The 23347-nt window shown below is 67.4% G+C and carries 19 protein-coding genes; 13 read left to right on the forward strand and 6 right to left on the reverse strand.

What is annotated here, in order from left to right; all coding sequences use genetic code 11:
* Positions 1-14 precede the first annotated feature (14 nt).
* The 3 genes from Q9Q79_RS09500 to Q9Q79_RS09510 are packed head-to-tail and all read left to right on the forward strand — an operon-like array spanning position 15 to position 2385.
* A complete protein-coding gene (locus tag Q9Q79_RS09500) occupies positions 15-269 on the forward strand; it encodes a FeoA family protein (protein ID WP_005409473.1) in 255 nt (84 codons plus the stop codon).
* On the forward strand, positions 266-2131 hold the full coding sequence (gene feoB, locus Q9Q79_RS09505) for a ferrous iron transport protein B (RefSeq protein ID WP_088430887.1): 1866 nt from the start codon (positions 266-268) through the stop codon (positions 2129-2131). Before Q9Q79_RS09500 ends, feoB begins: the two co-directional genes overlap by 4 nt.
* Positions 2131-2385, forward strand: coding sequence for a DUF6587 family protein (locus Q9Q79_RS09510; RefSeq protein WP_005409475.1), 255 nt, complete (start codon positions 2131-2133; stop codon positions 2383-2385). The genes feoB and Q9Q79_RS09510 overlap by 1 nt, the downstream gene beginning before the upstream one ends.
* Positions 2386-2439: 54 nt before the next feature.
* Here Q9Q79_RS09510 and Q9Q79_RS09515 read toward each other — a convergent pair whose 3' ends face one another.
* The 4 genes from Q9Q79_RS09515 to Q9Q79_RS09530 all read right to left on the reverse strand — a co-directional run bounded on the left by Q9Q79_RS09515 (position 2440) and on the right by Q9Q79_RS09530 (position 4865).
* Entirely contained in the window at positions 2440-2901 is a 462-nt protein-coding gene (locus Q9Q79_RS09515) for a DUF4304 domain-containing protein (protein WP_012480065.1), read from the reverse strand.
* A 147-nt stretch (positions 2902-3048) separates the two neighbouring features.
* The gene (locus Q9Q79_RS09520) at positions 3049-3630 is read right to left on the reverse strand and encodes an NAD(P)H-dependent oxidoreductase (protein WP_109337580.1); all 582 of its coding nucleotides are present in this window, start codon (positions 3628-3630) and stop codon (positions 3049-3051) included.
* Positions 3631-3685: 55 nt separating this feature from the next.
* Positions 3686-4081, reverse strand: a complete 396-nt coding sequence (locus Q9Q79_RS09525; RefSeq protein ID WP_012480067.1) for a MerR family transcriptional regulator — start codon at positions 4079-4081, stop codon at positions 3686-3688.
* Positions 4082-4085: 4 nt separating this feature from the next.
* Positions 4086-4865, reverse strand: coding sequence for a 3-oxoacyl-ACP reductase (locus tag Q9Q79_RS09530; RefSeq protein WP_201862149.1), 780 nt, complete (start codon positions 4863-4865; stop codon positions 4086-4088).
* Between the two features lie 120 nt (positions 4866-4985).
* Here Q9Q79_RS09530 and Q9Q79_RS09535 point away from each other — a divergent pair, with 120 nt between their 5' ends.
* The 5 genes from Q9Q79_RS09535 to Q9Q79_RS09555 all read left to right on the forward strand — a co-directional run bounded on the left by Q9Q79_RS09535 (position 4986) and on the right by Q9Q79_RS09555 (position 11881).
* Positions 4986-5657, forward strand: coding sequence for a dihydrodipicolinate reductase C-terminal domain-containing protein (locus Q9Q79_RS09535; RefSeq protein ID WP_032966043.1), 672 nt, complete (start codon positions 4986-4988; stop codon positions 5655-5657).
* A gap of 309 nt (positions 5658-5966) precedes the next feature.
* Entirely contained in the window at positions 5967-7094 is a 1128-nt protein-coding gene (gene carA / locus Q9Q79_RS09540; protein ID WP_005413213.1) for a glutamine-hydrolyzing carbamoyl-phosphate synthase small subunit, read from the forward strand.
* Between the two features lie 149 nt (positions 7095-7243).
* Positions 7244-10486, forward strand: a complete 3243-nt coding sequence (carB, locus tag Q9Q79_RS09545; protein WP_049448962.1) for a carbamoyl-phosphate synthase large subunit — start codon at positions 7244-7246, stop codon at positions 10484-10486.
* A gap of 8 nt (positions 10487-10494) precedes the next feature.
* Positions 10495-10959 carry a transcription elongation factor GreA gene (gene greA / locus Q9Q79_RS09550; protein ID WP_026347191.1) on the forward strand — a complete coding sequence of 155 codons (465 nt, stop codon included), beginning with the start codon at positions 10495-10497 and terminating at the stop codon, positions 10957-10959.
* 4 nt (positions 10960-10963) lie between these two features.
* The gene (locus Q9Q79_RS09555; RefSeq protein WP_099527200.1) at positions 10964-11881 is read left to right on the forward strand and encodes a phosphoglycerate mutase; all 918 of its coding nucleotides are present in this window, start codon (positions 10964-10966) and stop codon (positions 11879-11881) included.
* 309 nt (positions 11882-12190) lie between these two features.
* On the opposite strand, the gene Q9Q79_RS09560 is transcribed toward Q9Q79_RS09555, so the two are convergent.
* Entirely contained in the window at positions 12191-13231 is a 1041-nt protein-coding gene (locus Q9Q79_RS09560) for a DUF1176 domain-containing protein (protein ID WP_201862135.1), read from the reverse strand.
* 145 nt (positions 13232-13376) lie between these two features.
* Between Q9Q79_RS09560 and recJ the strand changes: the two genes are divergently transcribed.
* Both recJ and Q9Q79_RS09570 read left to right on the forward strand, forming a co-directional pair.
* The gene (recJ, locus tag Q9Q79_RS09565; protein ID WP_201862154.1) at positions 13377-15134 is read left to right on the forward strand and encodes a single-stranded-DNA-specific exonuclease RecJ; all 1758 of its coding nucleotides are present in this window, start codon (positions 13377-13379) and stop codon (positions 15132-15134) included.
* Between the two features lie 144 nt (positions 15135-15278).
* Positions 15279-18191, forward strand: a complete 2913-nt coding sequence (locus Q9Q79_RS09570; protein WP_201862137.1) for a VIT domain-containing protein — start codon at positions 15279-15281, stop codon at positions 18189-18191.
* A gap of 102 nt (positions 18192-18293) precedes the next feature.
* On the opposite strand, the gene Q9Q79_RS09575 is transcribed toward Q9Q79_RS09570, so the two are convergent.
* Entirely contained in the window at positions 18294-19493 is a 1200-nt protein-coding gene (locus Q9Q79_RS09575; RefSeq protein WP_201862139.1) for an acyltransferase family protein, read from the reverse strand.
* A 175-nt stretch (positions 19494-19668) separates the two neighbouring features.
* On the opposite strand from Q9Q79_RS09575, the gene Q9Q79_RS09580 reads away from it, so the two are divergent.
* The 3 genes from Q9Q79_RS09580 to Q9Q79_RS09590 all read left to right on the forward strand — a co-directional run bounded on the left by Q9Q79_RS09580 (position 19669) and on the right by Q9Q79_RS09590 (position 22796).
* Positions 19669-20589 carry a LytTR family DNA-binding domain-containing protein gene (locus tag Q9Q79_RS09580; protein ID WP_005409489.1) on the forward strand — a complete coding sequence of 307 codons (921 nt, stop codon included), beginning with the start codon at positions 19669-19671 and terminating at the stop codon, positions 20587-20589.
* A 144-nt stretch (positions 20590-20733) separates the two neighbouring features.
* Positions 20734-21859, forward strand: a protein-coding gene (gene prfB / locus Q9Q79_RS09585) for a peptide chain release factor 2 (RefSeq protein ID WP_014037064.1) whose coding sequence is annotated in 2 segments (ribosomal slippage) — positions 20734-20808 and positions 20810-21859 — 1125 coding nt in all. Because the reading frame shifts where the segments join, the coding sequence is not laid out codon by codon here.
* 154 nt (positions 21860-22013) lie between these two features.
* The gene (locus Q9Q79_RS09590) at positions 22014-22796 is read left to right on the forward strand and encodes a helix-turn-helix transcriptional regulator (RefSeq protein ID WP_087803342.1); all 783 of its coding nucleotides are present in this window, start codon (positions 22014-22016) and stop codon (positions 22794-22796) included.
* The last annotated feature ends 551 nt before the right edge of the window (positions 22797-23347 follow it).

The following is a 23347-nucleotide window of genomic DNA, read 5'->3' on the forward strand; positions in this document are numbered from 1 at the left end:
AGAGAACACGCTAGATGACGCTGTCCGAACTGCCGCTGCACACCTCGGCCGTGGTCGAGTCCGTGCAGGACCTGCATGCCAACGATGCCATCGCCCGTCGCCTGCGCGAGCTGGGTTTCGTGAAGGGCGAGGAAGTGCGCCTGGTGGCCAAGGGTCCGGTGGGGGGAGAGCCGCTGCTGGTGCAGGTCGGGTTCACCCGTTTCGCGCTGCGGATCAGTGAAGCCAAGCGGGTCGTGGTCGACGCCGCCAGCCAGGAACGACGCGCATGACTGCTACTGCCACTACCGCCCCCCTGCGCGTTGCGCTGGTTGGTAACCCCAACAGCGGCAAGACCGCACTGTTCAACCAGCTGACCGGCAGCCGGCAGAAGGTTGCCAACTACACTGGCGTCACCGTCGAGCGCAAGGAAGGCCGTCTGCGTGCGCCGTCCGGCCGCGAGTTCGCGGTACTCGACCTTCCGGGCGCCTACAGCCTGCATCCGGCCAGCCTGGACGAGGCGATCACCCGTGACCTGTGCCGGGGCTTCTACCCGGGCGAAGCCGCGCCGGATGTGCTGCTGTGCGTGATCGACGCCACCAACCTGCGCCTGCACCTGCGCTTCGCGCTGGAACTGCGCGAGCTGGGCAAGCCGATGGTGGTGGCGCTGAACATGGTTGATGCGGCCCAGCGCCGTGGCATCCAGGTGGACGTGGCCGCGCTGGAGCGCGAGCTGGGCGTGCCGGTAGTGGAGACCGTGGCGGTGCGCAAGCAGGGCGCCAAGGCCCTGGTCGAACGCCTGGATGCGATGGTCCCGCACCTGGATGCACCGGTGCCGGGCCCGGAAGGTGGCATCGATTACCACGCCAAGGTGCGCGAGATCCTGTCGGTGGCCGTGCGCATGCCGGCGCGGACCGCGAAGATCGACGACGCGCTGGACCGCTGGCTGCTGCACCCGGTGTTCGGCCTGATCAGCCTGGCGGTGGTGATGTTCCTGATCTTCCAGGCCGTGTACGCCTGGGCGACGCCGCTGATGGACGCCATCGAGGCCGGTTTCGCCTGGCTCGGCGCCTTCGTCGGCAGCGTGCTGCCGGAAGGCCCGCTGGCCAGCCTGCTGACCGACGGCATCATCGCCGGTGTCGGTGGCGTGGTGGTGTTCCTGCCGCAGATCCTGATCCTGTTCTTCTTCATCCTGGTGCTGGAGGAATCCGGCTACCTGCCGCGTGCGGCGTTCCTGCTCGACCGCATGATGGCCGCTGCCGGCCTGTCCGGCCGCTCGTTCATCCCGCTGCTGTCCAGCTTCGCCTGCGCAGTGCCGGGCATCATGTCCACGCGCAGCATCCAGGACCCGCGTGACCGCCTGGCCACGATCCTGGTGGCGCCGCTGATGACCTGTTCCGCACGCCTGCCGGTGTACGCGCTGCTGATCGGTGCGTTCATTCCGCAGAAGACGGTATGGGGCGTGTTCAACCAGCAGGGCCTGGTGCTGTTCGGCCTGTACGCGGCCGGCATCCTCAGCGCGCTGGCGATGTCGTGGATCATGAAGAAGTGGCGCCGCGACAAGAGCGAGCATCCGCTGATGCTGGAACTGCCGTCGTACCGCCTGCCGCACGTGCGTGACCTGGCGGTCGGCCTGTACGAGCGCGGCATGATCTTCCTCAAGCGCGTTGGCGGCATCATCCTGGCGCTGACCATCCTGCTGTGGGTGCTGCTGTCGTTCCCGGCAGCGCCGGCGGGGGCCACCATGCCCGCGATCGATTACAGCTACGCCGGCCAGATCGGCCATGCAATGGCTGTGTTCTTCGCGCCGCTGGGCTTCAACTGGCAGATCTGCATCGCGCTGATCCCGGGCCTGGCCGCGCGTGAGGTGGCGGTGTCTTCGCTGGCCACCGTGTATGCGTTGTCGGCAGCCGATGACGATGCCGCCAGCCAGGCACTGACCCCGCTGATCAGCGATGGCTGGTCGCTGGCCACCGCACTGTCGCTGCTGGTCTGGTACATCTACGCCCCGATGTGCATCTCGACGCTGGCCACCATCAAGCGCGAGACCAACTCGTGGAAGCAGATGGGCTTCGCTGCGTTCTACCTGTTCGCGGCGGCCTACGTGGCCGCGCTGATCACCTACCAGGTGACCAGGGCGCTGGGAGGCGGCTGATGGATGCCGGCCTGCTGATCCAGTACCTGATCATCGCGGTGGCCGTGCTGGTCAGTGCCTGGGTGGTGCTGAAGAAGCAGTTCCCCGGTACCGTGCGCAAGCTGCGCGGTGCGTTGGCGCTGGCCCTGCTGAAGCCGGGCCGTGCTGCCTGGCTGCAGGCGCTGGGGCGGAAGGTCGCGCCGCCGGCGAGCGGGAGTGGTGGCGCCTGTGGCGGTTGCGACAGCTGCGGGCCGACTCCGCCGAAGCGGCACTGACGCTGCTTCTCCTGCGCTGGTGGGTGCGAACCTTGGTTCGCACGCTTCCGGGGTTCAGACCTCTCTGCGGATGATCGCCCGGAAGCGTCCATCCCGATTCAATCGCCGCACCGATTCCCGGTTCCCATGGGTTGCCGCGAAGCCGGCCACGTCGGCAAGGGCATCGAGCAGCAGGCCTTTCAGTCCGTCGCGGTTACCAGCCTGCAGCAGGTCTTCAAGATCCTGCTGGATGAAGGCCCGGCGCAGGCCTGGTGTCTCTTCGATCCGCCAGTCGACATGGGGCGTGGGAATGCTGGAGCGGTACCTGAAAGCCGTTTCAAGATCGTCAGGTGCGAGGGGATGCTCGAGCAGCTCTGGAAAGTAGAGTCCAGCATTCACATAGAAACCCCGGCTTTCGCTGGCACGCTGGTGATTCACGACAAGCAGGGCGTCATCCAGCAGGCGGTAGCGAGTGGTCGTGGTCCCGGCAAAGCCGGTCTTCCTGGCGCACTTGCTGAAGACAGTCGAGGATTTCATGGGCTTTGCCCGGGCCGGAACAGGGGGCCACAGCCTTGAGACGCGGTGCCTGGCGGTCAATTGGCAAACGCGACACCCGCAACGAGCGCCCCAGGTGCGTGCGAACGCCCCGGGTGGGTGCGAACCTTGGTTCGCACGCTCTTCTGGCTAGTTGGCGCGTGAGCCCAGCTCCGCTGCCAGCGCCAGCCACCGGTTGCGTTGCTCCGGCGAGCTGTTGCGCACCGCGCCCACGCGGCTGACACGCACCGGGCGGATGCCGCAGAACTGCAGGATGGTGGCGCGGATCTGGGCGACGCCCGGGTCGCGGTAGATCCAGCGGTAGTACCAGGGCGGCGTATCCAGCGTGGTGATCACCCGCGCGCTGCGCCCGGCCAGCAGCCGGTCCCACCACACCGAATCGCGCCGGTAGCGGAAGGCGTACCCCGGCAGCAGCACGCGATCGAAGAAGCCCTTCAGCAGTGCCGGCATCGCGCCCCACCAGGTGGGGTAGACCAGCACCAGGTGATCGCAGGCCTCGATCGCTTCCGCGGCGTCCTGCAGGTCGGCTTCCAGCGGCTGGATCTGACGGTAGCCGTGGCGCAGTACCGGATCGAATTCAAGGTCGCCCAGTGCGATCAGGCGTACCTGGTGACCGGCGTTCTCGGCGGCGGTGGCGTAGCGCTGGGCGAGGGCGCCGCACAGGCTGTCGCGGTCGGGATGGCCGAGCAGGATCAGGATGGAACGGGACACGGCAACCTCGGGCAATGGAAAGTGCGCGAGGTTGGGGTCTGCCCCAGGGGCAGAGTCAAACCGGGGTGGTGCAGCCGCTGGGTTCCAGGATGCAGTCGCCGCTGCCGGAGTGCAGCCACTGCTGCAGTTCGTCGCTGACCAGCTGCAGGTCGCGCTCGACCTGTGCCAGCCGCATCCGCTCGTCGGCGATGCGGCCGCGCTGCTGCTCCAGCAAGGCCAGTACCGCTGGCCAGTCGAGCCGTCCATCGCGGCCCTGCAGGCGTGAGATCGCGGCCAGGGTGATGCCCAGCCCCAGCGCCTGGCGGATCAGCTGCACCCAGGCCACGTCCTGTTCGCTGTAGTCGCGATAGCGGTTCAGGCGTGGCACCGGCGGCAGCAGTCCGCGCGCCTCGTACAGGCGGATGGCCTTGGCACTGGCGCCGGTCAGGCGGCTGACTTCGGAGATGCGCATCGACTCAGTCCCGCACCAGGCCGCCATCGACCACCAGGTTCTGACCGGTCACCGCGCGCGACCAGGGGCTGGCGAAGAACAGCGCGGCATCGGCGAACTCGGCCGGCGTGGTGACGCTGCGCAACGGAGTGTTGGCGGCGATGTAGTCGAACACTGCTTCCGGCGTGGCGGCGCTGGCATCGGTGGTGCGCAGCAGGCCGCCCGACAACATGTTCACGGTGATGCCATGCGGGCCGAGGTCGCCGGCCAGGGTACGGGTCAGCGACAGCAGTGCGGCCTTGGCGGCGGTGTAGTCGTGATAGGGCACCACCGGATTCTGGAACAGGTTGGTGCCGATGTTGATCACCCGACCGAAGCGACGGGCCTGCATGCCGGGCAGGGCGGCCTGCACGGTGTTCAGCGCGCCGCGCACGCTGCCCTCGAACTGCGCCTGGAACGCCGGCCAGCCGATGTCGGCGGCGCCGTCGCGGGCATCACCATTGAACGAGAACGCTGCCACTGCGTTGTTGACTACGGTGGTGACGCCCTGGCCGAAGTGGGCCAGGGCGTGCTGCAGCATTGCATCGACCTCGGCGCGCTCAGTGACATCGGCCGGCAGCGCGATCGCCTGTCCGCCCAGCTCGGCAGCCAGAGCACGTGCGGCGCCTTCGCTGCGGTGGTAGTTGATGATGACGCGCGCGCCCTGGGCGGCGAAGGCGCGGGCGATGTGCTGGCCAAGGCCGCGGCCGGCACCGGTGACCAGCACCAGCTGTTCGCTGATCTGCATGAGGGAGCTGCCATCCATTGCATGAAAGGGCATGCAGCGTAGCAGCGATGGCGCTTGCCGGAGCGGGCGTGCTGCCGCTAGCCTGCAGGCATGAACCAGACTCCCCTGCGATTGCTCATCCACGGTGCCTCCGGGCGCATGGGCCAGGCCCTGCTGCGGCTGGCCGCCGAACATCCCGAAACCCTGCAGATCGCCGCTGCGGTGACGGGTCGTGCGCCGGCCCAGCGCGTGGTCGATGGCGTACCGTTCTTCGCGGCCAGCGAGCTGCCCGGTGCGCCGGCATTCGACGTGGCGATCGACTTCAGCCTGCCGGAGGGTTTCGACCCGATGCTGGCACTGTGCGTGGAACGTGGTGCGGGGCTGGTCTCGGGCACTACCGGCATCTCCAGCACGCAGCGGCAGGCGCTGGAGGCGGCGGCGGCGAGGATCCCGCTGGTCTGGGCGTCGAATTTCAGCCTGGGCGTGGCGGTACTGGACGAACTGGTCGAGCGCGCGGCGCAGGCGCTGGCCGGCTGGGACTGCGACATCGTCGAGTCTCACCACACCCAGAAGAAGGACGCGCCGTCGGGCACTGCACTGACCCTGGGCGCGGCCGCGCAGCGGGGCGGGGCGGAGCCGCACTACGCCAGCCTGCGCGCTGGTGACATCGTCGGCGAGCATCTGGTGCAGTTCACCGGGCTGGGCGAGCGCATCGAGCTGGTGCACCGGGCCACCAACCGCGACATTTTCGCCCGCGGCGCCCTGTTCGCCGCCCGCCAGCTGCAGGGCCGCGCCCCGGGCAGCTACCGGGTACGGGACCTGCTGCAGTAGGGCGGTAGTGCCGGTCGCTGGCCGGCAGCTTCCGGGCGCCCGAAGGCGTGGGGATAGCCGGCCAGCGGCCGGCACTACCAGGCGGCGGACCGCGCATACGCCGCCGGATTGAAATGAATGCGCAATCGCCCGTTCATGAAGCGCGATAACCGCTGGCGCGAGCGCCCCGGCAGCGCTACAATTCGCACTCGCCGAATCACGAAAGCCGGACCGGTCCCAGACCGCACGTCCGCGCTTTTTTGCAACCGGATTTCCGTGAAGCGCAGGCGTGACTTCGGCAGCCCCCTCGGTAGCCAAAGTGAGATTCCCGTGACCCAAGCCGCAATCCTCGTCCTCGAAGACGGCACCGTATTCGAGGGCGAATCCGTAGGCGCGCCCGGCCTGTCCGTCGGTGAGGTGGTGTTCAACACCGCCATGACCGGCTATCAGGAAGTTCTGACCGACCCGTCCTACGCCCGGCAGATGGTCACGCTGACCTATCCGCATATCGGCAACACCGGCATGACCGACCAGGACAATGAAGCGTCCAAGGTGTGGTCGGCCGGCCTGATCGTGCGCGATGTTCCGCGTCGCCCCAGCAACTGGCGCAGCCAGGTGTCGCTGCAGGACTGGCTGATCCAGCGTGGCGTGGTTGCCATCGCCGGCATCGACACCCGCAAGCTGACCCGCATCCTGCGCGAGAAGGGCGCGCAGAACGGTGCGCTGATGGCCGGCGACATCGACGTGGAAAAGGCACTGGAAGCCGCCCGCAAGTTCCCGGGGCTGAAGGGCATGGATCTGGCCAAGGTCGTCACTACCGAGAAGACCTACACCTGGACCGAGGGCCAGCTGGACCTGGATGCCAATGCCTTCGTCAGCGTGCCGGCCAAGTACAAGGTCGTGGCCTACGATTTTGGCGTGAAGACCAACATCCTGCGCATGCTGGCCGAGCGCGGCTGCGAAGTGACCGTGGTGCCGGCACAGACCCCGGCCGCCGAAGTGCTGGCGCTGAAGCCGGATGGCGTGTTCCTGTCCAACGGCCCGGGTGACCCGGAACCGTGCGACTACGCCATCGAAGCGATCAAGACCTTCATCGACGTGAAGATCCCGACCTTCGGCATCTGCCTGGGCCACCAGCTGCTGGGCCTGGCCTCGGGCGCGCAGACCATGAAGATGGGCCACGGCCACCACGGTGCCAACCACCCGGTGCAGGATCTGGACAGCGGCCGGGTGATGATCACCTCGCAGAACCACGGCTTCGCGATCGATGAAGCGACCCTGCCGCCGACCCTGCGCGTGACCCACCGCTCGCTGTTCGATGGCACCAACCAGGGCGTGGCCCGCACCGACGTGCCGGCGTTCTCGTTCCAGGGCCATCCGGAAGCGTCGCCGGGCCCGACCGATGTCGGCCCGCTGTTCGACCGCTTCGTGGTGCTGATGGAGCAGGCCAAGGCGTGATCAGTACGCCGCCGGCCCCCCGGTGGCGTCGCGATGGACCGTAAACCCCGCATCGCTGCTGCCCCTGGCGCGGCGCTGCGGTTCAAGATTCCTGATCGACAGCGTGCGATCACTCCCCCTTGTCACGCTGTACTGACTTAGAGAAGAAAATGCCCAAGCGCACTGACCTCAAGACCATCCTCATCATCGGTGCTGGCCCGATCGTCATCGGCCAGGCCTGCGAGTTCGACTACTCCGGCGCCCAGGCCTGCAAGGCCCTGCGTGACGAGGGTTACCGCGTGGTGCTGGTCAACAGCAACCCGGCCACGATCATGACCGACCCGGAGATGGCCGATGCCGTCTACATCGAGCCGATCAACTGGCAGACGGTCGAGAAGATCATCGCCAAGGAAAAGCCCGATGCGCTGCTGCCGACCATGGGTGGCCAGACCGCGCTGAACTGCGCGCTGGACCTGGCCGACAATGGCGTGCTGGAGAAGTACAACGTCGAACTGATCGGCGCCAAGCGCGAAGCGATCCGCATGGCCGAAGACCGCGAGCTGTTCCGCGTGGCCATGGGTGAGATCGGCCTGGAATGCCCGACCGCCGCCGTCGCCCACACCCTGGACGAAGCGCTGGAGATCCAGACCCGCGTCGGCTACCCGACCATCATCCGCCCCAGCTTCACCCTGGGCGGCAGCGGTGGCGGCATCGCCTACAACCGCGAAGAGCTGGTCGAGATCGTCAGCCGTGGCCTGGAACTGTCGCCGACCACCGAAGTGCTGGTGGAAGAGTCGGTGCTGGGCTGGAAGGAGTTCGAGATGGAAGTGGTCCGCGATACCGCGGACAACTGCATCATCGTCTGCTCGATCGAAAACCTCGACCCGATGGGCGTGCACACCGGTGACTCGATCACCGTGGCGCCGGCACAGACCCTCACCGACAAGGAATACCAGCGCCTGCGCGATGCCTCCATCGCCGTGCTGCGCAAGATCGGCGTCGATACCGGTGGCTCGAACGTGCAGTTCGGCATCAACCCGAAGACCGGCCGCGTGGTCGTCATCGAGATGAACCCGCGCGTGTCGCGTTCCTCGGCGCTGGCGTCCAAGGCCACCGGCTTCCCGATCGCCAAGGTCGCCGCCAAGCTGGCCGTGGGCTACACCCTGGACGAACTGAAGAACGAGATCACCGGCGGCCTGACCCCGGCCTCGTTCGAGCCGTCCATCGATTACGTCGTCACCAAGATCCCGCGCTTCGCCTTCGAGAAGTTCCCGGCCGCCGACGCCCGCCTGACCACCCAGATGAAGTCGGTGGGCGAGGTGATGGCGATGGGCCGCACCTTCCAGGAGTCGGTGCAGAAGGCCCTGCGTGGCCTGGAAACCGGCAAGGTCGGCTTCGACCCGACCGGCCTGGACCTGGGCAACGAAGACGACCTGCAGACCCTGCGCCGCGAACTGAAGGCACCGGGTCCGGAGCGCCTGTTCTTCGTCGCCGATGCATTCCGCGCCGGCATGAGCGTGGAAGAGATCTACGCGCTGTCGTTCATCGATCACTGGTTCCTGGACCAGATCGAGGAAATCATCGCTGCCGAAGCTGACGTCGCCGCCGGTGGCATCGACGCACTGGACGCCGCACGCCTGCGCAAGCTGAAGCGCGCCGGCTTCTCCGACGCACGCCTGGCGCAGCTGACCGGCACCAACGAAGCCGCCATCCGCGCGCTGCGTCGTGCGCACAAGGTGCGCCCGGTCTACAAGCGCGTGGACTCCTGTGCCGGTGAATTCTCCACCGGTACCGCCTACCTCTACTCGACCTACGAGGACGAGTGCGAGGCCGCGCCGAGCAACCGCGACAAGATCATGATCCTGGGCGGTGGCCCGAACCGCATCGGTCAGGGCATCGAGTTCGACTACTGCTGCGTGCATGCGGCACTGGCGCTGCGCGAGGATGGCTATGAAACCATCATGGTCAACTGCAACCCGGAAACCGTGTCGACCGACTACGACACCTCCGACCGCCTGTACTTCGAACCGCTGACCCTGGAAGACGTGCTGGAAATCGTCGAACTGGAACAGCCGAAGGGCGTGATCGTGCAGTACGGCGGCCAGACCCCGCTGAAGCTGGCGCGGGCGCTGGAAGCCAACGGCGTGCCGGTGATCGGCACCAGCCCGGATTCGATCGACCTGGCCGAGGACCGCGAGCGCTTCCAGCAGCTGGTCGACAAGCTGGGCCTGAAGCAGCCGCCGAACCGCATCGCCCGCAACGACCAGGAAGCGCTGCTGCTGGCCCGCGAGATCGGCTACCCGCTGGTGGTGCGCCCGAGCTATGTGCTGGGCGGCCGTGCGATGGAAATCGTCTACGGCGAAGCCGACCTGGCCCGCTACGTGCGCGACGCGGTGAAGGTGTCCAACGATTCGCCGGTGCTGCTGGACCGCTTCCTCGACAACGCCGTGGAGTGCGACGTCGACATCATCGCCGACAAGGAGGGCAACGTCCTGATCGGTGGCGTGATGGAGCACATCGAAGAAGCCGGCGTGCACTCGGGCGATTCCTCCTGCTCGCTGCCGCCGTACTCGCTGTCGGCTGAAACCCAGGCCGAACTGCGCCGCCAGGTGGTGGAGCTGGCCAAGGCCCTGAACGTGGTCGGCCTGATGAACACCCAGTTCGCGATCCAGACCAGCGACGAAGGTGCCGACACCATCTACCTGCTGGAAGTGAACCCGCGTGCCTCGCGCACCGTGCCGTTCGTGTCCAAGGCCACCGGCATGCCGCTGGCCAAGATCGCGGCGCGCTGCATGGCCGGCAAGAGCCTGGCCGAGCAGGGCGCGACCAAGGAAATCGTGCCGGACTATTACTCGGTGAAGGAAGCGATCTTCCCGTTCGCCAAGTTCCAGGGCGTCGACCCGATCCTCGGGCCGGAGATGCGCTCCACCGGTGAGGTGATGGGCGTGGGCCGCAGCTTCAACGCCGCCTTCGCGCGTGCGCAGGAAGCCGGTGGCATCAAGGCACCGCCGGTCGGTAAGGCCTTCGTTTCGGTCCGCGATCCGGACAAGAAGCGCGTGCTGCCGGTGGCCAAGGCGCTGCTGGCGCGTGGCTACAGCCTGGTCGCGACCCGTGGCACCGCCGCGTGGCTGCAGCAGCACGGCATGGACTGCGAGATCATCAACAAGGTGGTCGAAGGCCGTCCGCACATCGTCGACTCGATCAAGAACGGCGAGATCGTCTACATCGTCAACACGACCGAAGGTCGTTCGGCGATCAACGACTCGTTCTCGATCCGTCGCGAGGCGCTGCAGCATCGCGTCACCTACTCGACCACCATTGCCGGCGCCAAGGCGCTGGTGGATTCACTGGAATTCCGCGGCACCGGCCCCGTCTGGTCGCTGCAGGAGCTGCACAAGGAGTTGAATGCATGAGAGCCCCCATCACCATGAAGGGCGCGCAGAAGCTGCGCGACGAACTGGATCACCTGAAGTCGGTCAAGCGCCCGAAGGTCATCGCGGCCATCGCCGAGGCGCGTGAGCACGGTGATCTGAAGGAGAACGCCGAGTACCACGCCGCGCGCGAGGAACAGGGCTTCATCGAAGGCCGCATCAAGCAGCTGGAAGGTGAGCTGTCGCACGCCGAAATCATCGACGTGAGCAAGCTCAATGCCGGCTCCAAGGTGGTGTTCGGCGCCAGCGTGACGCTGGCCGACGTGGAAACCGACGAAGAGAAGAAGTACCAGATCGTTGGTGACCTGGAAGCGGACATCAAGCTGGGCCTGATCGCGATTTCCTCGCCGGTGGCGCGCGCGATGATCGGCAAGCTGGAAGGCGATTCGATCGTGATCGACGCCCCGGCCGGCCAGCGCGAGTACGAGATCGTCAGCGTCAGCTACGTGGACTGACCACGTGGCGACGGCGACCCTGCTGTTGCCTGCACGCAGCCGCTTTGCCGCGGCTGCGCTGCCGGACGATGTGGCGCGTGCGCTCGGCCGTGCCACTACGGCGCAGGTCGCACCGGGGGAACGCGCACAACTGACGCGCCATTTCACGGTTGCCGCGCCGCACTGGCCGGTGGCCGCGTTGACCCGCCAGCGCGACGTCGGCGATGCAGCCGGCGCCAGCTGGCTGCGTGCCGACCCGGCCTGCATGGTGCCGGACATGCACGGCGCGCGGATGATGGCCTACGGCGAGACGCTGCGGCCGACCCTGGCGGACTGCCTGGCCCTGTTGCCGGTGCTGCAGCCGCTGTTTGCCGATGCCGGATTCGTGCTCGACGCACCGGACCCGTCGCGCTGGTACCTGCGGCTTCCGATCGACCTGGCCCTGCCGGACTTCGACAGTCCGGACGAGGTGCTGGGCGATGACCTGTTCTCGCACCTGCCGGAAGGCGAGGGCGGCCGCCGTTGGCGGGCGCTGATGACCGAAGCGCAGGTACTGCTGCACAACCATTCCTGGAACCAGCAGCGCGCCGCGCAGGGACAACAGCCGATCAATTCGCTGTGGTTCTGGGGTGGTGGCGTGATGCCGGTATCGGTCAGCACGCCGCATGCGCAGGTGCGCAGCCGCGATGCGCTGCTGCAGGGCTTGGCTCTTGCGGCTGGCGTAGCCGTGGATGGCGAGCAGGCGGTCGATGCACTGGTTGATCTGCGCCAGCTGCGCTCGCTGCAGCAGCTCGGCAACGATGCGATCCGTCCGCTGCTGGCCGCGCTGAAGCGCGGCGAGCTGCAGCGGCTGGTGCTGGATTTCGAGGACGGCCTGCAGTTCCAGCTGGATCGCGGACAGCGCTGGCAGTTCTGGAAGAAGCCGCGCCAGCTTCACGACTGATCGGGGCTCGGCCGAGCGGGGTCGGATCCGTTTTCCTAGGGAAAACGGCTCTGACCCCATTTTGTCTATCGATATCTGAAAGATGTGTCGACCAAGGTCGACACCTACCAGCAGCGGCGTGAACCTGTCGAAGGTGGGGCGGTGTCAGATTGCGGGGTGTCAGCCGCATGGATGCGGCTGCCAAGCCTACAGGGACGTACTTGCGGCGTCCCCGCAATCCGACACCGCCCCACCAACCCACGGACTCCCCGCTGTTGCTGTTGCTTCGGATGTTGCTTCGGCAGGTGCAGGGCGCAGCCCTGCAAACAATCACCTCACCGTGCTGACCACCGTCGGCAGCTGCCAATGCCCACCCGCCACGCCGCGGCACTGCCCGGTGGTGAACTCGCCGCTCTTCACGAATCGCGCGCCATCCCAGGCCCAGTCGTGGCCGGAGTAGCAGTCACCGATGCCGCGTCCACGGAAGCGCCCGCGCAGCGTCGCGTCATCGCGATCAAAGTCCTCCGCGTTGGAGGTCACGAACTTCGCCTGGTACGGCGCCTTGTCCTGCACTACCCAGTAGCCGCTGCTGAAGTTGTAGGCACCCATGAAGCAGCTGGTGCTTGCCAGTACATGCTGGGCGTCCAGTCGCTGGATCTCGATCTCGTCTGTCCCACCCTCGCTCAGGCGGCCGCACTCATCCGGCTTCGGCAGGCTGGCGATCAGTGCCTTGCGCAGGCCCGGCGCGTTCGCCAGTGCCGCGTCCGAGGCGCGCGGTGCCACCAGCGTGCCGCGCATGATCACTGGCACCGCCAACGCCGCAGGCACGCTCGCTTCAGCCTTGTCGCCACGCCGCACCAGCGCACCGGGCGTGCCCAGCCGGCCCTGGGCCTCGTCCATCTTCAGCAGTACGGCCGCTGCGCCGCTGTCGGAGATCGGCCACGCCTTGCCCTTGCCGTCGATGATCTCGATGCGTGCCTGGCGCGGCAGCGCGGCGACCAGCGCATCGGTCTGTCCCTGCTGCAGCAGTACTTGGTCTCCGTCGCCGGTGTCGCGCACCGGGCCCAGGTCCTTGCCGTTCAGGCGCAGGCGCAGCGCCCCGGTCGGCGTCGCGCTTTCGCCATCCTCGCCGTTGCGCAGCCGCGCGAGCACCTTCGTACCCGGGCCGCCCGCGCGTTCCAGCATCAGGCTGAGCAGATTGCCGGGTTGTTCCGGACTGTAGCCGGCGGCGCGGCAGGTGCGGGTGTTGTCACAGGCCAGCGACCAGTCGTTGTGTTGGAACTGCACGCCGGCCTTCGGTTCGGGCGTGGCGGCGTGGGTGGCCGGGGCCAGGGCGAGGCCCAGCAGCGCGGGAAGGAGCGTACGATGCATGCGTTGAAGTCCATTTCCGGGCCGGCAAGCATGGAAGATAGGCTGGCAGATTCCAAATGCCAGCGATCGGGGTGGAGCCTCCTGCGGGCAGAGAGATCCGACCCCGCGCTATCATGGGGATGTCTTCCGCAACCCGGCGATGCCGATGTCCCTTGCCGCCGATGCTGCGCAGCCGTCCTCTGATACGCCGATGATCCGCCGCCGCGATGCGGTCGTACCCGGCAGCTGGCCAGACGGCACGCTGCCGCTGCTGGCGCGACTCTATGCCAGCCGCGGCGCCGGTACGCCAGAGCTGGCACTGCCGAAGCTGGGCAGCCTCCACGCGCCTGAACTGCTGACCGGTATCGATGATGCGGTGGGTCTGCTGATCGAGGCCATCGCCAACGACAAGCGCATCCTGGTGGTCGGCGATTTCGATTGCGATGGCGCCACCGCCTGTGCGGTCGGCGTGCGGGGCCTGCGCATGCTCGGCGCGCAACACGTCTTCCACGCGGTGCCGAACCGCATGGTGCACGGCTACGGCCTGTCACCTTCTCTGGTGGAGGAGCTGGCCGCGCTGCAGCCGGACCTGCTGGTTACGGTCGACCACGGCATCGCCTGCCATGCGGGCGTGATCGCGGCGAAGGCGCGGGGCTGGCAGGTGCTGGTCACCGACCATCACCTTCCCGGGCCGCAGCTGCCGCCGGCCGATGTCATCGTCGATCCGAATCTGGACGGTGATGCGTTCCCCAGCAAATCGCTGGCCGGCGTCGGCGTGATCTTCTACGTGCTGATGGCCCTGCGCCGGCACATGCGCGAGGCCGGTGTCTTTGCCGATGGCAAGGGGCCGGACCTGACCACGCTGCTGGACCTGGTGGCGGTCGGCACCGTCGCCGACCTGGTGGTGCTGGATCCGAACAACCGGGCACTGGTCGGCGCGGGCCTGCGCCGTCTGCGCGCGGGGCAGGGCTGCGTCGGTCTGCGAGCGCTGATCGAAGCCAGCGGCCGTGATGCGGCGCGGCTGACCGCCACCGACATCGGCTTCGCACTCGGCCCACGCCTGAACGCGGCGGGCCGGCTGGAAGACATGGCGCTGGGCATCGCGCTGTTGCTGACCGAAGACCCGCGCCAGGCACGCGAGATCGCGCAGACGCTGGAGCAGATCAACTCGGAACGCCGCGCGGTGCAGCAGGCGATGACTGACGACGCCGAGCAAGCGTTGACCCGCGTGGTGCTGGACATGGCCGGTCAGCGACCGGTCGCGGCCTGCCTGTTCGATGCCGACTGGCATCCCGGTGTGGTCGGCCTGGTCGCATCGAAAATGAAGGATCGCCTGCACCGTCCGGTGATCGCCTTTGCCCCGGCCGAACCCGGCGCCGACACCCTGCGCGGCTCGGCGCGCTCCATTCCCGGCCTGCACATCCGTGACGCGCTGGCGTTGGTCGATGCGCGCCATCCGGGCCTGATCGAGCGCTTCGGTGGGCATGCCATGGCGGCCGGGCTGAGCATGCGGCTGGATCACGTCGATGACTTCAAGGCCGCCTTCGTCGCCGTGGTGCTGGAGATGCTCGATCCGGCCGCATTGCAGCAGCAGGTGCTCAGTGACGGCGAACTGGCGGCGGATGAGCTGGACCATCGCCACGCCGATGCGCTGCGCCTGGCCGGGCCGTGGGGCCAGGGTTTCCCCGAGCCACTGTTCGACGGCCACTTCGAAGTGGCCAACTGGCGCGTTCTGAAGGAACGCCACCTCAAGCTGGAGCTGCGCCTGCCCGGCGTGCCCGGCACCATCAACGCGATCCACTTCGGTGGCTGGCACGGCAATGCGCCTGGCCGCCACGTGCACCTCGCCTACCGCCTGGCCTGCGATGACTACCGTGGCGGCAGTGCCATCCAGCTGATCATCGAACACTGCCTGCCCGCCTAGAAAAAGGGGACGGAGGGGATTAAGCCGCTTTTGCCTTGTTTGCCAATTGCGACTTAATCCCCTCCGTCCCCTTTTTGGGGGCCCGCCAACCCCGTTACGGTTGCTGGTGCGTTCAACGATCCACGATCCCACTGGAGTCCGGTCATGGTCTTCGCCCGTTGCTGCACTGTGTTGTTGCTGGCCCTTGTGGCCTGGCCCGCTGGCGCGCAGTCGCCGCCGATCTCCCGGCCGCAGGCCAGCACGCCGTTGCTGATTGCCCCGGCTGCCGAGCAGGCGGTCCAACTGCGACACGCCCGCATCGAAGGCGAAGTCCAGGCCGGCGTCGCCCAGACCCGGATCTCCCTGGAATTCCACAACCCGAACCGGCGCGTGCTGGAGGGTGAGCTGCAGTTCCCGCTGAGCGATGGTCAGCAGATCAGCGGCTTCGCGCTGGATATCAACGGCGAGATGCGTGACGCGGTGCCGGTGCCCAAGGACCGCGGCCGCCAGGTGTTCGAGGAGATCGCCCGTCGTGGTGTCGATCCGGGCCTGCTGGAACAGACCGCCGGCAACCAGTTCCGCCTGCGCGTCTACCCGCTGCCGGCCGGTGGCAGTCGGCGTGTGCAGCTGGTGATCCGCGAACCGCTGGCCTTCGCCGGCCAAGGCTGGCAGTGGACGCTGCCGCTGCAGTTCGCCGCCGGTGCAGCCTCGGTTGAACTGAATGTGCATGCTCCCGACGCGGCCACCGCAGGTACTGCGCCATTCCGCATCAGCGCGGGCCAGCTGCAGTGGCAGGGCAAGGGTGCGCAGCTGCCGAAGCAACTCCAGTGGAACCTGCCGGCAGCCCGCCACGCACAGTTGCAGGTGGCGCCCTGGCAGGATGGGCACTACCTGTTGGCACAGCTGCCGGTGGCGGCCAGCAGTACACCCCGCACGTTGCCCAGCGAGATCGGCCTGCTGTGGGACGGCTCCGGTTCGGCGGGGCTGCGCGATCGCACGCGTGAGTTCGCCCTGCTGGATCGCTATTTCGCCGCGCTGGGTGACGGCACCGTGGCCTTGACCGTACTGCGCGATCGCGCCGAGCCGGTGCGTCGATTCCGTATCCGCGCCGGCAACTGGAACGAGCTGCGCGCAGCGTTGCAGGCGGTGCGCCCTGACGGTGCCAGCGCGCTGGCGCAGTGGCAGTCGCAGCCGGGCGTGAAGGAATACCTGCTGGTCAGCGATGGACTGTTGACCTACGGCCCGGAACAGCTGCCGGCGATGGCGCCGGATCAACGCTTGTTTGCGGTCAGCAGCGCCGGTGCGCGCACCGATGCCGTGCGACTGCGTGGTTGGAGCGAAGCGCGTGGCGGCCGCTTCGTTGCGCTGGGCGAGGATGTCGATGCGGCGGCGCGCGAGCTGCTGTCTTCGTCGCTGGATGTGCAGGTCGATGCGGGGCGCGGCGTGCAGGACGTGGTGATCGATCGTCGCAGTGAAGCCCAGGGCTGGTTGTGGCTGCATGCACGACTGGCGGCCGACAGTGTGCCGATGCGGGTGCGCGTGGGTGGCGGCGAATGGCAGGCGCTGCCCGCCACGCAGAAGAGTGAAGGCGGCGAGCTGCTGGCCGGCTTGTGGGCGCAGGCGCGCCTGCAGCAGCTGGCCGCCGACCGCCGTGGCAACCGCGAGGCGATGCAGCGGCTGTCGCAGCAGTTTGGCCTGGTCGGCCCGGACACCTCGCTGATCGTGCTGGAGACGTTGGAGGACTACCTGCGCTATGCGATCCGCCCTTCGGGCACGCTGCGCGCCGGGTACGACGCCAGGTTTGCAGTGCAGGTAAGAGATCGCGCCGCTGCTGATCGCCAGCGCCTGGATGAGGTGGCGGCACGCTGGAAGGAGCGCCAGCAGTGGTGGAGCCGCAGCTGGCCGAAGGGTGTGCCACCGCAGGCGAAGGGCGGGGCACTGGAAGTGGCCTCGGCGGACCATGCGATGGAATCGGCGCCGGTGGCGATGCTCGCCGCGCCGGCCCCTGCGGCACCGCCCGCCCCGGCACCGATGGCCGCCGCCGCCGAGCAGCGCATGGAAGCCAGCAGCGCGCGTGCACGTCGCTCGGCGCCTGCATCGAACAAGGCCCTGGATTCAATCACGGTCACGGGTGGCCGTGTCGCTGCGCCCGCTGCCGCCAACGACGGCCAACTCGGCATCCAGCTGGCGGCCTGGCAGCCAGACTCGGCCATCGCCCGGCGTCTGCGCCAGGGCCCGCCGTCGCAACTGTATGACCGCTACCTGGCCGAGCGCGATGCCCACGCCGACAGCAGCGCCTTCTTCCTTGATGTGGCCGACCTGCTGCTGGCGCAGGGTCAGCGCGACCTGGCACTGCGCGTGCTGTCGAACCTGGCCGAGATGGATCTGGACAACCGGCACCTGCTGCGCGTGCTCGGTTACCGGCTGATGCAGGCTGATGCCCCCGCACTGGCGGTGCCGGTGTTCGAGCAGGTCCTGGCGATGGGCCAGGAAGAACCGCAGAGCTTCCGCGACCTGGGCCTGGCACTGGCCGCGGCCGGCAAGCCGCAGCAGGCGCTGGCGCCGCTGTACCAGGTGGTGGTGCGGCCGTGGGACAGCCGCTTCGATGGCATCGCCCTGATCGCACTGGATGAACTGACCAACCTGGTGGCCCGCAGCACGCCCCGGCTGGATACCACCAGCATCGACCCGCGCCTGCTGCAGGCGATGCCGCTGGACCTGCGCGTGGTGCTGTCGTGGGATGCCGACAACAGCGACATGGATCTGTGGGTGACCGACCCGAACGGCGAGCGCGCGTACTACGGCAACCGCCTGACGTACCAGGGTGGGCAGATGTCGCAGGACTTCACCGGCGGCTATGGCCCCGAGCAATTCTCGCTGCGCGATGCCAAGCCGGGCAAGTACAAGGTCGAGGCGAATTACTTCGGCAGCCGCCAGCAGCTGGTGACCGGTGCGACGACCCTGATGCTGCGCCTGACCACGCACTGGGGCACGGGCAAGCAGAAAGACCAGATGGTCACGATGCGGTTGAAGGACCGCGCCGAGACCGTGCTGGTGGGCGAGTTTGAGGTGCGTTGATCGCTCGGACGTCCGCGTAGCGTCGAGCTTGCTCGACTGCTTTGCTGTAGAGCCGGGGCGATGCCCGGCTCACGGCACAGGCAGCCGAGCCTCGGCGCGGCTCTACAACGCCACGGTGCGCGCCTTTGACGCCGCTGGCGGATCGGCACGCAGGCCGAACAGGGGCCGCAGCCAACGCACGCGACGTATCAGCAACTCATGGATCAGCAGGCAGCCGCCGACAGTACCGGCCAGCAGCAGCGCCGGTTCCAGCCATGGGCCCAGCTGCAGCGGCCTGAGCCAGAACAGCAGGGCGATGATCAGGCTCTGGTGCAGCATGTACCAGGGATAGATCGCCTCGGTGCAGTACGGCAGCCAGCGGAACGGGCGGTCGAGGAAGACTTTGCCCCAGCCGAGGATGCTCAGCAGCGCGGTCCAGACGTACAGCGACTGGCTGGCCCGGCCCTGCAGGTCCCAGAACGGTTCGGGCCATTGCCGCAGCGGTGAGTCGGCGGGCAGCACCTGGCCGAGGATGCGCAACCCCAGATACCAGCCAACGGCAGCAAGCGCCAGCCACAGAGTGGTGCGGCGCAGGGCGACCACGCGCTGCCAGAACACCGGCTCACGACCCAGCAGGTAGCCGGCCAGGAATACGGTTGCGTACTTCGCGTGCTGGTACCAGTCGCTGAGCAGGGCATTGGTGGACGGGTAGATCGGCTCCAGCCAGATCACCCAGGCCAGCAGCAGGGCGGACGGAAGGCCGATCAGCAGCATCGGCGATGCTGCGCAGAACGCCACCGCGCGGCGCACCACCGCCGTTCCCAGCAACGGCATCAAAAGGGCCAGGGCCAGCGTGTAGTTCCAGAGATACGCCAGGTACCACAGATGGTTCCAGGTGATGCCGTACTGCCAACCGGCAAAGCTCCCTTCCGGCCACGGCCGCACCTGCCAATAGCGCAGCAGGAAGTGGCCGAAGCCGGGTGCCACGTGGCCGTTGGCTACGCCTTCGCAGTAGGGCTGGATCGGCACGATCACGAACATGCCGAACAGCAGCGGCAGCAGCAGCCGCCAGGTGCGCAGGCCGGCGAAGCGCAGCAACCTGCCTTCCGGCCGCATCAGCGCGATGGCGATACCCGAGATCAGGAACAGCAGCGACATCCGCCAGCGGTTGACGAACAGCATCGGCCACTGCAGCCATTCGGCGGTATGCACGCTCTTGAGGTGAAAGCCCCAGTCGTCCACGTAGGCCATGGCGGTGTGGTAGAGGATCAGCAGGGCGAAGGCGAACACGCGCAGGGCGTCGATGTCGTAGCGTCGGGTCATGGTGGTGGTGTGCCGGAGAGTCGAGCCAAGGTGACGCCGTCCGGTCCGTGCGGCGACCGGCAAGGGGCCGCTGGAACCGACGCAGTGACCAATGGCGGGGGTGGTGGGACCAATGGAGCCGCTACCCTTTGTCCCTTGAGGCAGGCTGGAGCACCGCAACGACATGGATGCAGCAATGACCCAGGGCCGACCATCGCGCTGGCGTACTTCAACCCGCCTGCTGGTATGGGCGGCGATCCTGTCGGCCTCGGCAGTGACCAATGCGCTGGTGGAAGTGATGGACGCCAGTCGCCGCGGCGCCGATCTCGGGCTGTGGGAGCCGATGATCTGGGAGTTCAGCAGCCTCGCCCTGATCCTGTTGACCCTGCCGTTGCTGTGGTGGGGCTGCGAGCGCTGGCCGCTGCATGCTGATACCTGGAGGCGGCGGTTGCCGCTGTATCTGCTGGCCAGCGTCGGCTGGTCGCTGCTGCACGTGGTGGGGATGATGCTGCTGCGGCATCTGGCCTACGCGTCGCTGGGCTACCGCTACCAGGACGATGCCGGCTGGCTGGAGCGTTTTGCCTACGAATACCTGAAGGATGTGCGCACGTTCGCGATGTTCGTGGCCCTCGAGCACTTTGCCAGCTGGTTCGGCAGGCGCAGGCAGGGCGAAGCGAGCCTGCTGGCCGAGCCCGACGTCGGCCCGCCGGTGGAGCCGGTCGAGCGCCCCCAGCACTTCCTGGTACGCAAGCTGGGCAAGGAATTCCTGGTTGCCACCGCAGATGTGGAGTACGCGCAGGCCGCGGGGAACTACGTGAACCTGCGGGTACGCGGCCACGACTACCCGCTGCGCATCACCATGGCGGTGCTGGAGCAGCGGCTGGACCCGGGCGAGTTCCTGCGCCCGCATCGCAGCTGGCTGATCAATCGCGGTCAGTTGCGCTCGATCGAGCCGCTGGACGGAGGCGAGGCCCTGCTGCACATGGCCGATGGAGCCAAAGTGCCCTGCAGCCGGCGCCAGCTGCCGGTCCTGCGGCAGGCGCTGGGCGGCGCGGGCGCGGGTAGAGTCGACTGTTGGTCGACTATCGCGCGCAGCGCGGGCTCCACCGCAACCTGAATGAAAAGCAGTCGACTGACAGTCGACTCTACAGAGGCGGGTCTACCAGTGGTTGGCTCCCAGCGGCAGGCCTGGTCCCTCATTCCGGGCGCCCCCGGCCTGCGGTATCATTGGCAGTCATCTTTTGAATGCATAACCGCCGACATGATCGAACTGAATCCTGTCCGCCAGCGCATCACCGATCTGACCGATCGCGTGCTGTCGCTTCGGGGGTATCTTTGACTACGACGCCAAGAAAGAGCGTCTTGAAGAAGTAACGCGGGAGCTGGAAAGCCCCGACGTCTGGAACAACGCCGAGTACGCCCAGAACCTGGGCCGCGAACGTTCCAGCCTGGAAAAGACCGTGGGCGGCATCGCCTCGGTGCTGGATGGCCTGAACGACGCCACCGAACTGCTCGAGCTGGCCGAGTCCGAGCAGGACGAGGACACCGCACTGGCGGTGGTCGCCGACCTGGACAAGCACCAGGCGCACGTGGAAAAGCTGGAGTTCCAGCGCATGTTCTCCGGCGAGATGGACAATGCCGCTGCGTTCGTCGACATCCAGGCCGGTGCCGGTGGCACCGAAGCCCAGGACTGGGCCGAGATCCTGCTGCGCATGTACCTGCGCTGGTGTGAATCGCGCGGCTGGAAGACCGAGCTGATGGAAGTCTCCGGCGGCGACGTCGCCGGCATCAAGTCGGCCACGCTGCGCGTGGAAGGCGACTATGCCTATGGCTGGCTGAAGACCGAGACCGGTGTGCACCGCCTGGTGCGCAAGTCGCCGTTCGACTCGGACAACCGCCGCCACACCAGCTTCACCTCGGTGTTCGTGTCGCCGGAAATCGATGACAACATCGACATCACCATCAATCCGGCCGACCTGCGTACCGACGTGTACCGTTCGTCGGGTGCCGGTGGCCAGCACGTCAACAAGACCGAGTCGGCGGTGCGCATCACCCACATCCCGACCAACATCGTCGTGGCCTGCCAGACCGGCCGCAGCCAGCACCAGAACCGCGACAACGCGATGAAGATGCTGGCCGCCAAGCTGTACGAGCTGGAGATCCAGAAGCGCAACGCCGAAAAGGACGCCGTGGAAGCGACCAAGTCCGACATCGGCTGGGGCAGCCAGATCCGCAATTACGTGCTCGACCAGAGCCGCATCAAGGACCTGCGCACCGGCATCGAACGTTCGGATACGCAGAAGGTGCTGGACGGCGATCTGGACGAGTTCGTCGAGGCCAGCCTGAAGGCCGGTCTGGCCGTGGGCTCCAAGCGCGTCGATGCCTGATCGACGCGCCTGCGCGGATGTCTTCACCCTCGTGCGCAACGCCGAGGGTGGCTGATCACGCTTCCGGTAGAGCCGAGCCCATGCTCGGCTGCTGTTGGCGCAGTAGCAGATGCGTCGAGCATGGCTCGACGCTACAACGGGTACGGCGGTAGCGATGATGCGCAGCGAAAGTGAACGCAAGGAACTTGGCGGCTTCCTCAAGGCCTGCCGCGCCCGTGTCGACCCCGCCACGCTCGGCCTGCCGGCCGGGCGGCGGCGCACCCCAGGCCTGAAGCGCGAGGAAGTCGCGCTGGCGATCGGGGTGAGCGTCAGCTGGTACACCTGGATCGAGCAGGGCCGTGAAGTGCGCGCCTCGCCCGAGGTGCTGGAGCGCCTGGCGCAGGTGCTGCGCATGAGCGACGACGAACGCGCCTACGCGTTCGCGCTGTCCGGCTACGGCGTGCCGCTGGAATCACCGGACGAGAGTGTGACCGACGGCCTGCGCCAGCTGGTGGAGGCGATGCAGCCGATCCCGGCGTACGTGCGCAACACCCGCTTCGACATCCTGGCCTGGAACCCGGCCATCGCCGAGCTGTTCGTGGACTACAGCCAGCTGGCACCGCATGAGCGCAACACGCTGCGGCTGATGTTCCTGTACCCGCCGTACCGCACGCTGATCCTCAACTGGGAAGAAATGACCCGCGGCCTGCTGGCAGGCTTCCGCGCGGCGATGGCGCAGGCGCCGGACAAGGCCCCGTTCCTGGCGCTGGTCGAGGACATCTCGGCGCACAGCGAGGAGTTCCGCCAGTGGTGGCCGGAGCACGATGTGCGCCGATTCGATGAAGGTGCGAAGAAGTTGAACCATCCCACGCGCGGGTTGCTGGACCTGCAGTACGTGGCGCTGATGCCGGAGAGCCGGCATGACCTTTCCCTGGTGACCTACCTGCCGCGGAAGTAGGTTGGTCGGCAGGGCTGCGCCCTGCGCCCGCAGAGGCCGAAGCGACAGCAACGGCAACAGCAACAGCGGACTATCCGAGGGATGGCGGGGTGGTGTGGGTTGACAGGACACGCCGTAAACCCGTCCATGGGGGCTCGATGGCGCCATCCATGGCGCCAACGGTCCTGCCAACCCACACCACCCCACCTCAGACAGATTTCGCGCGGCTGTTGGCAGCTGCGGCTTTGTTCCGCGCGGCTGTTGGTAGGTGTCGACCTTGGTCGACACGATTTTTCTCTCAGATATCGAATGAGTCATCCACGCATGGCGTGGATCTACTGTGTCGACCAAGGTCGACACCCACCAACAGCAACGCAGAGCGCCGTCCCGACAGATCGCAGAACTCTGTCGAAGGCGGGATGGGTCCGGTTGCGGGAGTGTCCGCGGCATGGATGCCGCGGCCAAGCCCCCATGGAAGGGTTTACGGCGTCTCCCGCAACCGGACCCACCCCGCCATCCCTCAGGAAACCAGCTTCTGCTGTTGCTGTTGCTCTGGATCGTAGCGGGTGCAG

Origin of the sequence: Stenotrophomonas sp. a6 (assembly GCF_030913325.1) — a bacterium.
GTDB classification, from domain to species: Bacteria; Pseudomonadota; Gammaproteobacteria; order Xanthomonadales; family Xanthomonadaceae; genus Stenotrophomonas; species Stenotrophomonas maltophilia.